The following is a 12,377-nucleotide window of genomic DNA, read 5'->3' on the forward strand; positions in this document are numbered from 1 at the left end:
ACATCTCCTCATGAATGATCGAGTTGGCAGCCGCACCCAATGGCGGCCGTCCTGCAAGCTCAGACAACAAGGTTCCAGTCAAGTGCGAAGCCGGGCTCACACTGCGCGAGAGCCTTGAGCGCGATCAAACAATCGATTTTTAATCGCCGCCGTCCAGGCCAGCGGCGCACACGTCGCAATTCCGGATAATGGAGTTTCAATATTGCGCTAGGGACGCTTATGGAAATCCAGTTTCTCGGAACATCAGCCGGCACGCCGACCCGGTCCCGCAACATGACGGCATGCGCGATCCGCACCCGTGGCGCCAGGCACTGGGCCCTGGTCGATTGTGCCGAAGGCACGCAGTACCGGCTGCAGCGCACGAATTTGTCGCCGATGAGCCTGCGCGCCATCTTCATCACTCACCTGCACGGCGACCATTGCTACGGCTTGCCGGGCCTGCTGGCCACTGCCGGCATGCTGGGCCGTACCGAGCCGATGACCATCGTCGGCCCGGCACCCTTGCGCGGCATGATCGAGGCCATCATGGACGCGACCCAGCTGGCCCTGCCCTATCCGCTCACCTGGATGACGCCCGCTGACCTGCCCGGCGCGGCGGTCCTGCCCGACCTGACGGTAGCCGCCACGCCGCTGTCGCACCGGATCGCCACCCATGCCTACAGCTTTACCGAGGCAAGGGTCGAGCGCAAACTCGATATCGACAAGTTGAAGCTTGGGGGCATCGCCTCCGGCCCGGCCTGGGGCGAGCTCCAGCAGGGACGGGATGTGCTCCTGCCGGACGGAGGGCGCGTAGTGGCCGAAGATTTTCTCCTGCCGCCACGCAGGTCGCGCAAGATCATCATCGCCGGCGACAACGACCGCCCCGAACTGCTGGCGCATGAGGCGGAGAATGCCGACCTGCTGGTACACGAGGCGACCTTTACGGAAGAAATCCTGCGCAAGGTCGGTCCCGGCCCGCAGCACAGCTCGGCGGCGATGGTGGCCCGCTTCGCGCAGCAGGCCGGCCTGCCCAACCTGGTCCTGACCCATTTCAGCCCGCGCTACCAGGACCGCAACAAGGGTCTGGCTACCGGCCTGACCCTGGACGACATCGAGCGCGAGGCAAGCGAACACTACACCGGCACGCTGGCCCTGGCGCGCGACCTCGACCGCTACGAACTCGGGAAGGACGGCACGGTGCAGGCTTGCAGGTAAGCGTCCAGCTACAATCGCCCCATGCCGAAAAAAACACCCATCTTCCCCGGACCCCTGACCGCCCGCGGCGCAGTGCTCGCGGTGCTGCTGTCCAACGCAGACCAGACCGGCGCCGAGCCGATGCGCGGCCGCATCACCCTGGCCGCCATCGTGCGCGCCCTCAAGCGCAAATACCACTGGCCGATCGAGACCGAAAGCTTCCCTTCCAACGATATCGACGGCCGCGCGACCTGGGCGACGGTGTACAGCCTGCCGCCCGACGTCATCACCAAAGCGCTGAAGGCGGGCGGCAACGACTGGCTGAAAAGCCGCAGGACCAGCAAGGGCCAGACAGCGCCAGGCCGGATTGAAACGGATACCGACGATTAATCGGCCACCGGTTCGCCGAAATCCGGCGTGCCGTCCGGCTTCCAGCGGATCGCCTGCGCACGTGTATGGCGGTTCGGATCCTTGAGCGAGTCGCCCACGATGTCACGGTACTGGCGGGCGTGGTACAGCAGGATGTCGGTCTTGCCATCGAGCGTGGTCGTGAAGGCGTTGTGCCCGGGCCCCCATTGCCGGTTCCGGTCGCTGCTCCGGAACACCGGCAGCGCCGACTTGACCCACGATGCCGGGTCCAGCAAATCGGCATCGGCACGCGCGGTCAGCATGCCCATCGCGTAGTTGGCATCCGTCGCACTGGCCGAATAAGTCATGAACAGCCTGCCGTTCTTGATCAGCACCGCAGGCGCTTCGTTCACCGCGAACTTCATCTTTTCCCAGTCATGCTCGGGTGTGGTCAGCATGACCGCCTTGCCCGCGATCGTGAGCGGCGAGTCCATCTTCGCGATATAGATCCTGGTCCCCGGCGGTTCCTTGTGCGGGCCCGCCTGGGTCCAGACGAAATAGCGCTGCCCCTTGTGCGCGAAGGTGGTCGCATCCAGCGAAAAGCTGTCCCACCCGGTCTTGACCTGGCCGCGCTCGATCCATTCGCCCTCGAGCGGATTGGGCGAACTGTTCTCGAGCGCGTACAGCCGGATCGCCCAATGGTCGTCGGCACGGCCCGCCGTCACATAGATAAACCATTTGCCGTCGATATGGTGCAGTTCCGGCGCCCAGATATGCCAGCTCATCGGCCCCGTCGCATGCTTGCGCCAGACCACCCTGGTCTCGGCTGTCGCGAGCTCGTTCAGGGACCGGGTACGGCGCAATTCGATGCGGTCGTATTCCGGCGCGGTGGCGGTGAAATAATAGTAGCCGTCCGCATGCAGCAGCGCATGCGGGTCGGCCCGCTGGCGCACCAGCGGATTGCCGAACACGGGTTCCAGCGCCTGCGCAACAGGAGCAGCGGCGCACAGGCACAGCGCTGCCCCAGCTAGACGGAGCCCCACTTACATCCTCCAGCGCAGCGACAGCCCCACCACCCGGTCGTAGCGGCGCACATCGCGTGGATTGCTCGGGATCCCGTGGTAGTCGTGGTAGGTACGGTCCGTGATGTTCTCGACGTCCAGGGTCACGCCCACGTTCTCGCTGATGCGGTAGGACAGCGAGGCATCGGCCGTCTTGATCGGGTCGACGATCATGTCGAAGCCCAGTGCGCGGTAGTTGTAGGCATCGACGAACTGGCTGCGGTAGTTGTAGGCCAGGCGGGCCGACCACGGGCCGCGCTCGTACAGGCCGACGATGTTGTAGGCGTTCTTCGACATGCCGACGAACGGGTTCTTCACGCCGTCCTCGAGCAGGTAGCCCTTCATGTAGGTGTAGTTCGCTTCCAGGCCGAAGCCGCCCAGCCAGCCGGGCAGGAAATCGTAGAATTGGCGGTAGCCGACCTCGATGCCTTTGAGCTGGCCTTCGTTCACGTTGCGCGGACGGTCCATGCGGTAAGGCAGCCCGTCGATGGTCTCCATCCCGAGGCGGCGGATGATGTAGTTCTCGAAGTCGTGCTTGAACACGGTCGCGGTGATGCTGCCGGTCGGCGCGAAATACCATTCGAGCGCGGCGTCGTAGTTCTTGCCCACCACGGGTTTCAGGTCCGGGTTGCCGCCGCCGCCTTCGTAGATGCCCTGGCCGTTCGGGGTCGCTCCCAGCGATACACCCGGATTGAAGTCGCCGAAGTTCGGGCGCTGGATCGCCTTGCCGGCGTTGAAGCGGGCAATCAGGTCTTTCGTGAGCAGGGCCTTCAGGGTCAGGTTGGGCAGTACGTCGTTGTCCGAGGTCTGGCGGTTGACCGCGACCGGCTGGCCATTCACATTCGAGAAGCCATTCACGTCCAGTTCCGTCCTGACCATGCGCGCGCCGGCCGTGCCCTGGATCGGGATGCCGCCCAGCTCGAAGCCGAACTTGGTCTTGAGATAGAAGGCCGCCGTGTCTTCTTCGTTGCGGAACAGCGAGTACGGATCGGGCGCGGTCCGGCCGTCGCGGCCATACAGCTTGCGCACCGCGTCGATATTCGCGTGCTGGTAGTTGTTGCACACGACCAGCCACTGGTTCATGCCGTAGTCGTTCGCCAGCGGCATGGATGGGCACAGCAGCCCCGGCACCGAACCCACCGCCGGCAGGTTGGCGTTCGGCGGCAGGAAGTTCATGCTTTCGTGCTGGTAGGACGCCTTGCGCGCCGCCACCCGCACGCCGGCGGAGAATTCGCGGAACAGGCTGGTGTCGCCATTGTCGTAGTTGGCATCCACGCGCCAGTCGGTCGACTGCCCGTTTGATGCCGACCAGTTGTCGATGAAGGCGCCCAGGCGGTAGCTGCTGGGGCTCATCATATCGGTGCCCGGATAGTCGAACCATGCGCCGCCATTGACATAGGTGCGGCCCGTTACGGTCTGCGGGTCGGCCAGCAATTCCATGATCGGGAAGTCCTGCTTCCAGCGGCTGGTGGTGCGCGCCAGTTCGGTGGTGAGGCGCAGGTTGCGCGTCACGTCCCAGCGCGCGCCTACCGCGCCCTGGTGGCCTTCCGAATCGTCGCGCGGCGACTGGTTCGAGCTCAAGGTGAAGATGTGGGCGTTCCCGGCCGGCTTGGTCGCGGTCACGGTATCGATCTGGTTGGTGCCCGGGATCAGCGTATACACCGGATTGGTATAGCGCCCGCCGCCCCAGTCGACGTCGCCCGTGGCGGTCCAGGGCTGGGCGTTCCAGCCAAGGTGCCCGACAAAGAACTGGCGCTCGGCGTCATGGTCGATGCGGGTCGACCAGCCTTCGGCATACAGTTCGACTTCGCGCACCGGACGCCATTGCACCGCCCAGTTGGCGGCGTAGCGCATGCGCTCGCCCTGGTAGTTCACGTGGCCCAGGTCGAAGGGGCCGGTGACGGTGGAGTTGCCGGCCACCGGACGCTCCGGCGGCGAATTCCAGGTCACTTCGTCATGGTAATTCCCCTTCTGGTAGGACAGGCCGGCCAGCACGCCGACTTCGCCATAGGCGCCCTTCCAGCGGTTGGACAGCATGCCCGAGAGTTGAGGATCATTGGTGTTGGATTTATCGCGGTGCTCGACGCGCCCGGCCAGGTTGGCAGTAAAGCCCTTGAAGTCGAAGGGACGCGAGGTGCGCACGTCGATCACGCCGGCGGTGCCGCCTTCGACCATCTCGGCGCCTTGCGTCTTGTAGACGTCGATCCGCTGCAGCATGGTGGTCGGGATGTCGGCCAGGTAGAGGTTGCGGCCGTTCGAGGTATAGACTTCGCGCCCGTTCAGCAAGGTGGTCAGGCCCGGCAGGCCGCGCACGATCACCGAATTGGCCTCGCCGAATTCGCGGCGGATCTGCACGCCTGTGACCCGTCCCAGGATCTCGGCCACGTTCTTGTCCGGGAATTTGCCTGCCTCTTCGGCGACGATCGAATCCACGACCTCGTCGGAATTCTTCTTGATCGCCTGCGCGCTCTGGGCAGCCCGGCGCACGCCGGTCACCACCACCGAGTTGATGGGTTCCTTGGCCTGCTCTTCCTGCGCGGCGACCTGGGCGTCCTGGGCGGCGGCCGGTGCGCTGCCCAGCAAGCCGGCGCTGCCGAGGGCAGCCGCCATGAGCGTGAGGATGAAGGGATTGTTGCGGGCAATGCAGCGGCTTCCCGAACCTGGGTGTCTCATGGCGTCTGTCTCCTTGTTGTATTTGTATGGTCCACTGCCGGGCGTGACCTGGGGCCATACTATTCGGGGAGTCAAAAGGAAATCCAATTCAATTTTCCGGCCTTCCGATACCGATATGGGTATCCCGCCGCCGACGCCGCCGACCCGTGCGCGTTTGCCTTGGGCGAAGTGGCAAAATCAAGCGCCAGTCACAACGCCAGGCCAGGGGCAGCCGCCCGCCGCAGCTCCCTGCCTGGAAGCACACAAGGAATCCCATGTTCAATCCCTCAGACCATCCCCACCGCCGCTACAACCCGCTCATGGACGAATGGGTGCTGGTGTCGCCCCACCGCGCCAAGCGCCCATGGCAGGGCCAGCAGGAAGCGGTCGACCGCGCCGCCAAGCCGGCCCACGACCCCGACTGCTACCTGTGCGCCGGCAATACCCGCGTCAACGGCGAACACAACCCGCCGTACGAAGGCACCTATGTCTTCACCAACGATTTCGCGGCCCTGACCTCCGACACGCCCGAAGCCGCGCCCGGCGACGATCCACTGTTCCAGACCATGAGCGCGCGCGGCACCAGCCGCGTCATCTGCTTCTCGCCGGACCACAGCAAGTCGCTGCCGCTGCTTGAACTGCCGGCCATCGAAGGCGTGATCAACGCCTGGTGCGAACAGTCCGAAGAACTCGGCGCGAAACACCGCTGGGTGCAGGTCTTCGAGAACAAGGGCGCCGTGATGGGCTGCTCGAACCCGCACCCGCACGGGCAGATCTGGGCCACCAGCTTCCTGCCCGTGTTGCCCGCCACCGAAGACACCCGGCAGCGCGCCTATTTCGCGGAGCATGGCAAACCGCTCCTGCTCGACTATGTGGAGCGCGAAGCGGCCGATGGCGAGCGGGTCGTGGTCGCGACCGAATACTGGCTGGCCGTCGTCCCGTACTGGGCCAGCTGGCCGTTCGAAACCGTCCTGCTGCCGCGCTTCCCGGTCAAGCGCCTGGAAGACCTGGACACAGCGCAGCGCGCCGACCTGGCGCTGGCCCTGCAACAGCTGACGATCCGCTACGACAATTTGTTCCAGTCGTCCTTCCCGTATTCGATGGGCTGGCACGGCGCGCCCTACGACTCGAACGACGCCACCCCGTGGCAGCTGCATGCCCACTTCTACCCGCCCCTGCTGCGCTCGGCCTCGGTGCGCAAGTTCATGGTCGGGTTCGAGATGCTGGCGGAAACCCAGCGTGACCTGACGCCGGAGCAGGCGGCAGCGCAATTGCGCGCGGTATCGGGCGTGCACTACCTGAACGACCCGGCACTGGGCAGCCAGGGCGCCTGAACACCTCCGGCAAGGATCGGGTGGGTAGCCAAGCTGCCCACCCAGCCTGGGGCGCAGCGCCGGCCTGCCGGCGTGTGCCCCTCCACCTCCAGCGCGGAATTGGAAAAAATCGCTTGACGCCAAAATATGATGGCCATAATATGACGCTCATCATATATGGAGCAGCCATGCACAGCGACCGCCGATCCAGCCGCCACCAACTTTCCCACGACCGCATCCTCGACGCGGCTGCACGGTCAGTGCGCCGCCACGGCTATGCCGGCGTTGGTGTGGCCGACGTCATGAAAGAGGCGGGCTTGACCCACGGCGGCTTCTACGCCCATTTCAAGTCGCGCGATGCGCTGCTGGCAGCGGCCGTCGGCCATGCCGGCGCCGAAAGCGGCAAGGCGCTGAGCCAGCGCATGGCTGCCCTGCGAGAGGGTGGCGCCAGCCCGGTTGCTGCCCTGGTCGAAGCGTATTTCGCACCGCTGCATGTGCAGGCCATCGAGACCGGCTGCCCGGTCGCCGCGCTCGGCGCCGAGATGCCGCGCCAGGCCGACGAAGTGCGGATGGTTTCGTGCCAGAGCGTCAGCGCACTGGTCGAGCTTGCGCGCAGCGCCCTGCCTCCGGATAGCCCGAAAGAGCGCGCTTTTGCGCTGGCCAGCAGCCTGGTCGGCGCCGTGCAACTGGCGCGGGCGCTCGGCGAGCCGGGCCACGACATGCTGCAAGCGACCGGCGCTGCCCTCATCGCGCAGTACGACCCGACAAGTTGAATATTCCCGGGCCGCAGCCCCGGATGTAGTCTTTGTTTTGCGCCAAAATATGATGAGCATCATATACAGCATTCTCTTCAAAACTTGCAAAGGATTGCCATGAAACTCAAGGACAGCACCATCTTCATCACCGGCGCCAACCGCGGCCTCGGACTCGAATTCGCGCGCCAGGCGCTGGCAGGCGGCGCCCGCAAGGTGTATGCAGGCGCACGCGATCCGTCGCAGGTCACGCTGCCGGGCGTGATCCCGGTGGCGCTCGACGTCAATGACCCGGCCCAGGTCGCGGCCGCGGCGGCTGCCTGCGGCGACGTCACGCTGGTGATCAACAATGCCGGCATTGCCAACCCCAAGGGCCTGTTAGCCGAGGACAGCATCGACGCGATGCAGCGCATGTTGGACACCAACCTGTTCGGCGTGCTGCGCGTGAGCCAGGCCTTTGCCCCGGTACTGGCGGCCAACGGCGGCGGCGCGCTGCTCAACGTGCTGTCGGTGGCGAGCTGGGTGAGCGCACCGGTGCTGGCAGGGTATTCGGTATCGAAGGCAGCAGCCTGGAGCCTGACCAACGGCCTGCGCAACGAGTTGCGGGAGCAGCGCACGCAGGTACTCGGGCTGCATGTCGGCTTTATCGATACCGACCTGACCCAGGGGTTCGACGCGCCCAAGCTCGCGCCCGGATTTGTCGTGCAGCGCACGTTCGAGGCGCTCGAAGCCGGGGCCAGCGAAGTCATGGTCGGCGACCTGACGCAAGCGGTCAAGCGCGGCCTGTCGGACGAACCGGGCGTCTACATCGACCAGGTGCGCTGATCGATCGCCCTGCGGTACCGGCGTGGCCGGTTAGAACCCGGTCAGGCCGCCGCTGCACAGCAGCGTCTGGCCGCTGACGTAATCCGACTCCGGGATGCAGAACAAATAGACCGCGCCGGCCGCTTCATCGGGGGTGCCGCCGCGGCCCAGCGGGATGGCGCGTTCCATGGCGGCCAGCGCGTCGGGAGGCACGCCGAGCTTGATGTCGCGCCCGTCGATGCTGGCGTTCTCGCTGTCGGCGGTCAGGCGTGTCTTGATCAGCCCGAAGGCGACGCAGTTGACGGTGACGTTCATGCGGCCCCACTCCTTGGCCAGGGTCTGGGTCATGCCGACGATGCCTGCCTTGGCCGTCGCATAATTGGCCTGGCCCGCATTGCCGAACATGCCTGCGATCGACGAAATGTTCACCACCTTGCGCACCCGTGGTGCGCCCGCTTCCGCTTCAAGCTTGCTGTAGGCGCGGATCAAGGGCTGGGCCGCGCGCAGCAGCCGGAACGGCGCCGTCAGGTGCACGTCGAGCATCGCCTCCCACTGCTCGTCGCTCATCTTCTGGATCACGTTGTCCCAGGTATAGCCGGCATTGTTGACGATGATGTCGAGGCCCTGGTATTCCGAGACTGCCGTCTCCAGGAACCGCGCCGCGAAGTCGGGCGCCGTGACGTTGCCCGCGCAGGCAGTGGCCACGCCGCCCGCATCGCGGATCGCCTGCACGGTTTCCTGGGCAGGTTCTTCGTCGAGGTCATTGACGACGATGCGCGCGCCTTCGCCGGCCAGCTTGAGGGCGATGGAGCGGCCGATGCCGCGGCCCGCGCCGGTGATCACGGCAACCTTGCCGTCGAGTTTCAATGTCATTGCCAGTCTCCTGATAGATGAAGAAAAAGGCGCACGCCGGCTACTGGCCGGTCGTGCGCGCCAGCGCCACGAAGGCATGCAGGAAGTCGACGTTCCAGTCGGCCTCGCGTGCGCCCAAATGAATATGCTTCTGGATGCCCCCGGGCCCGAGCCGCAGGGTGCGCAGCTGCAGCTGCGGCGCGTAGTCGGTGACCAGCCACTTGGGCAAGGCGGCCACGCCGCGGCCGCTGGCGACCATCTGCAGCATGATGTCGGTCGTCTCGATGGTTTTGTGCTTGCCCGGCACGCAGTTCGCGGGCGCCAGGAACATCGTGTAGATGTCGAGCCGGTCGACCGGCACCGGATAGGTAATCAGGGTTTCCTCGGCCAGCTGCTCCGGCCTCACCTCTTCCTGCGATGCCCAGCGATGGTCCTTGTGCACCACCAGCACCTGCTCGTAGCCGAACACCGGCTCGAAGCGCAGGCCCGGCCGCAACATGGGATCGGGCGTCACCAGCAAGTCGATCTCGTGCCCGAGCAGCGCGCCAAGGCCGCCGAACTGGAATTTCTGCTTCACGTCCACGTCGACCAGCGGCCAGTCCGCCAGGTAGGGCGACACCACCTTCAGCAGCCACTGGTAGCAGGGATGGCATTCCATGCCGATGCGCAGCGTGCCGCGCTGGCCCTGCGCGAATTGCAGCAACTGCTCTTCTGCCAGGACCAGTTGCGGCAGCAGGCGCTGGGCGACGGCGTACAGGTAGTCACCCGCCTGCGTCAGGCGCAGCGAACGCCCTTCGCGCACCCAGATCTCGGTGCCGGCCTGCAGCTCGAGCTTGCGCATGCTGTGGCTGAGCGCCGACTGGGTCACGCACAGCGCTCCGGCAGCGGCCGTGACCGAGCCGGTCCGCTTGAGTTCGCAGAGGATCTTCAGGTGGATACGCTCTAGCATGACATGAATGAAATCGATGGATGTGTGAGAAATGACCATTTTACTTCATCACCCCTGGGCCCTAGCATGGCCGGATTGATAACGTAAAGGACCACGGCATGACGACCATCCACAACCTCGGCTTTCCGCGCATCGGCGCCCGGCGCGAGCTGAAATTCGCCCTCGAATCTTACTGGAAAGGCGAGTCCTCGCGCGATGCCCTCAATGCGCTCGGCGCAAGCCTGCGCCAGCGCCATTGGGAGAGCCAGCAAGGGCTCGACCTGGTGCCGGTGGGCGAGTTCTCGTTCTACGACCAGGTGCTCGACATGAGCTGCACTCTGGGCAACCTGCCGCAGCGCGTGCACGGCTTCCATGGCGACCCGCTCGACAATTACTTCCGGGTCGCGCGCGGCCGGTCGACCGAATCGGCCGAACGCCACCAGGGCTGTTGCGGCGGCGTGGCAGCTGGCGAGATGACCAAATGGTTCGATACCAACTACCACTACATCGTGCCGGAATTTACCTCCACGACCACCTTCACACTCGACCCCTCGCGCCTGCTCGAGCAGCTTGCCGAAGCCCGGCAGCAAGGCGTGAAGGCCAAGCCGGTGATCATCGGCCCGGTGACTTACCTGGCGCTGGGCAAGGCGAAAGACGATTCCGACAAACTGGCTCTGCTGCCGGCGCTGCTCGACGTCTACGCGCAGTTGCTGGACACGCTGGCAGGGCAAGGCGTGGAATGGGTGCAGGTCGACGAACCAATTTTGGTGACCGAACTCGACCAGGACTGGCAGCACGCCTTCAACCTGGCCTATCACCAGCTGAAGGCCGCCCGCGTCAAGCTGCTGGTCGCCACCTATTTCGGGCAGTTGCAGGAAAACCGCTACCTGGCGGCGAACCTGCCGGTCGCGGGCCTGCATGTGGACGCCGTCGGTGGCCAGGAAGATGTGCTCGCGCTGCTGAACCTGTTCCCGGACCACAAAGTGCTGTCGCTGGGCGTGATCGACGGCCGCAACATCTGGAAAACCGACCTGGTGGCGGTGCTGGACTGGCTGGAGCCGATCGCTGCGCGCCGTGGCGACAAGCTCTGGCTGGCGCCTTCGTGCTCGCTGTTGCATGTGCCGGTGGACCTGGGCAGCGAACAGCAGCTCGATGCCGAGATCAAGTCGTGGCTGGCCTTCGCGCTGCAGAAGCTGGACGAGCTGCAGGTACTGGCCCATGCCTTGCGCGGCGGACGCGCCTCCGTGCAGGATGCGCTGGCGTCGAACGCGGCGTCCCTCGCATCGCGCCGTGCATCGACGCGCGTCACCAATCCCGCCGTGCAGCAAGCCGTGGCAGCGATCGATGCCGGCCTGGGCGCGCGCAAGAGCGGGTATGTGCAGCGCGCCGCAGAACAGGCAGCCTTACTGAAACTGCCTGCCTACCCCACCACCACCATCGGCTCCTTCCCGCAAACCGCGCAGATCCGCCAGGCCAGGGGCGCCTTCAAGGCCGGCACGCTCGACCCCGACGACTACAAGCGCGCGATGCAGGAGGAGATCGCCCGCAGCGTGTGCGAGCAGGAAGCGCTGGGCCTGGATGTGCTGGTGCACGGCGAAGCCGAGCGCAACGACATGGTCGAATACTTCGGCGAACAGCTCGAGGGCTACGCTTTCAGCCAGTTTGGCTGGGTGCAATCCTACGGTTCGCGCTGCGTGAAGCCGCCGATCCTGTTCGGCGACATCAGCCGGCCGAAAGCCATGACTGTGGAGTGGATCGCCTATGCCCAATCGCTGACGGACAAACCAATGAAGGGCATGCTGACCGGACCGGTAACGATCCTGAACTGGTCTTTCGTGCGCGACGACCAGCCGCGCTCCTTGACTTGCAAGCAGCTGGCACTGGCGATCCGCGCGGAAGTGCTCGATCTCGAACAGGCCGGCGTGCGCGTCATCCAGATCGACGAAGCCGCGCTGCGCGAAGGCCTGCCCCTGCGCAAATCGCAATGGAAGACTTACCTCGACTGGGCGGTCGACTCCTTCCGCATCGCGGCCAACGGCGTGCAGGACCAGACCCAGATCCACACGCACATGTGCTACTCGGAGTTCAACGACATCATCGCCTCGATCGCCGGCATGGATGCGGACGTGATCACCATCGAGACCTCGCGCTCGGATATGGAGCTGCTCGACGCTTTTGACGATTTCAATTATCCGAACGAGATCGGGCCGGGGGTGTATGACATTCATTCGCCGAACATTCCGAGCCAGGCGCACATCGTGGAATTGATGACAAAGGCGGCGCAGCGGATTCCGGCGGCGCGCTTGTGGATCAATCCGGACTGCGGATTGAAGACGCGGCAGTGGGAGGAAGTGCTTCCTGCGCTCAGCAATATGGTGGCGGCAGCCAGGGAGTTGCGCCAGGCAGCCTAAGTCTGTTTCCTGCAGGCCTTTCGGTGACCTGCAGAACGGCTTGTGTTTGACCGGTGTCTGCATACAATGAAAACTTGGGACCA

The 12,377-nt window shown here is 65.1% G+C and carries 10 protein-coding genes; 6 read left to right on the forward strand and 4 right to left on the reverse strand.

The genetic code is table 11. The annotated features are described in order from the left end of the window. The first annotated feature begins 219 nt into the window (after positions 1–219). Together HGB41_RS08095 and HGB41_RS08100 are read left to right on the forward strand one after the other, a co-directional pair. Entirely contained in the window at positions 220–1,194 is a 975-nt protein-coding gene (locus HGB41_RS08095) for an MBL fold metallo-hydrolase (protein WP_171082959.1), read from the forward strand. 21 nt (positions 1,195–1,215) lie between these two features. Then, a complete protein-coding gene (locus tag HGB41_RS08100) occupies positions 1,216–1,563 on the forward strand; it encodes a hypothetical protein (RefSeq protein ID WP_171082962.1) in 348 nt (115 codons plus the stop codon). Here HGB41_RS08100 and HGB41_RS08105 read toward each other — a convergent pair. Further along, a complete protein-coding gene (locus HGB41_RS08105; RefSeq protein WP_171082964.1) occupies positions 1,560–2,564 on the reverse strand; it encodes a glycoside hydrolase family 43 protein in 1,005 nt (334 codons plus the stop codon). The two genes, HGB41_RS08100 and HGB41_RS08105, sit on opposite strands and share 4 nt — an antisense overlap. Beyond that, complete coding sequence (locus HGB41_RS08110; protein WP_171082966.1) at positions 2,565–5,255, reverse strand: TonB-dependent receptor; 2,691 nt, start codon at positions 5,253–5,255, stop codon at positions 2,565–2,567. Between the two features lie 254 nt (positions 5,256–5,509). Here HGB41_RS08110 and HGB41_RS08115 point away from each other — a divergent pair, with 254 nt between their 5' ends. From HGB41_RS08115 to HGB41_RS08125, 3 genes are all read left to right on the forward strand, one after another. Continuing rightward, on the forward strand, positions 5,510–6,568 hold the full coding sequence (locus HGB41_RS08115) for a UDP-glucose--hexose-1-phosphate uridylyltransferase (protein ID WP_171082968.1): 1,059 nt from the start codon (positions 5,510–5,512) through the stop codon (positions 6,566–6,568). Positions 6,569–6,735: 167 nt separating this feature from the next. Then, the gene (locus HGB41_RS08120) at positions 6,736–7,320 is read left to right on the forward strand and encodes a TetR/AcrR family transcriptional regulator (RefSeq protein ID WP_171082970.1); all 585 of its coding nucleotides are present in this window, start codon (positions 6,736–6,738) and stop codon (positions 7,318–7,320) included. A 99-nt stretch (positions 7,321–7,419) separates the two neighbouring features. Then, complete coding sequence (locus HGB41_RS08125) at positions 7,420–8,124, forward strand: SDR family oxidoreductase (RefSeq protein ID WP_171082972.1); 705 nt, start codon at positions 7,420–7,422, stop codon at positions 8,122–8,124. A gap of 30 nt (positions 8,125–8,154) precedes the next feature. Here the strand turns inward: HGB41_RS08125 and HGB41_RS08130 are convergent, their stop codons facing one another. Both HGB41_RS08130 and HGB41_RS08135 read right to left on the reverse strand, forming a co-directional pair. After that, the gene (locus HGB41_RS08130) at positions 8,155–8,976 is read right to left on the reverse strand and encodes an SDR family NAD(P)-dependent oxidoreductase (protein ID WP_171082975.1); all 822 of its coding nucleotides are present in this window, start codon (positions 8,974–8,976) and stop codon (positions 8,155–8,157) included. A gap of 40 nt (positions 8,977–9,016) precedes the next feature. Continuing rightward, entirely contained in the window at positions 9,017–9,904 is an 888-nt protein-coding gene (locus HGB41_RS08135; protein WP_171082977.1) for a LysR family transcriptional regulator, read from the reverse strand. A 98-nt stretch (positions 9,905–10,002) separates the two neighbouring features. Here HGB41_RS08135 and metE point away from each other — a divergent pair, with 98 nt between their 5' ends. Further along, positions 10,003–12,294, forward strand: a complete 2,292-nt coding sequence (gene metE, locus HGB41_RS08140) for a 5-methyltetrahydropteroyltriglutamate--homocysteine S-methyltransferase (protein ID WP_171082979.1) — start codon at positions 10,003–10,005, stop codon at positions 12,292–12,294. Positions 12,295–12,377: the final 83 nt, after the last annotated feature.

It is taken from the genome of Telluria aromaticivorans, from assembly GCF_013003915.1.
Taxonomy (GTDB): Bacteria; Pseudomonadota; Gammaproteobacteria; order Burkholderiales; family Burkholderiaceae_D; genus Telluria; species Telluria aromaticivorans.

Bases quoted from the DNA above. Each gene is read 5' to 3' on its own strand.
- HGB41_RS08095 (WP_171082959.1), top strand. From the start codon at position 220: ATGGAAATCCAGTTTCTCGGAACATCAGCCGGCACGCCGACCCGGTCC.
- HGB41_RS08100 (WP_171082962.1), top strand. From the start codon at position 1,216: ATGCCGAAAAAAACACCCATCTTCCCCGGACCCCTGACCGCCCGCGGC.
- HGB41_RS08110 (WP_171082966.1), bottom strand. From the start codon at position 5,255: ATGAGACACCCAGGTTCGGGAAGCCGCTGCATTGCCCGCAACAATCCC.
- HGB41_RS08115 (WP_171082968.1), top strand. From the start codon at position 5,510: ATGTTCAATCCCTCAGACCATCCCCACCGCCGCTACAACCCGCTCATG.
- HGB41_RS08120 (WP_171082970.1), top strand. From the start codon at position 6,736: ATGCACAGCGACCGCCGATCCAGCCGCCACCAACTTTCCCACGACCGC.
- HGB41_RS08125 (WP_171082972.1), top strand. From the start codon at position 7,420: ATGAAACTCAAGGACAGCACCATCTTCATCACCGGCGCCAACCGCGGC.
- HGB41_RS08130 (WP_171082975.1), bottom strand. From the start codon at position 8,976: ATGACATTGAAACTCGACGGCAAGGTTGCCGTGATCACCGGCGCGGGC.
- HGB41_RS08135 (WP_171082977.1), bottom strand. From the start codon at position 9,904: ATGCTAGAGCGTATCCACCTGAAGATCCTCTGCGAACTCAAGCGGACC.
- metE (WP_171082979.1), top strand. From the start codon at position 10,003: ATGACGACCATCCACAACCTCGGCTTTCCGCGCATCGGCGCCCGGCGC.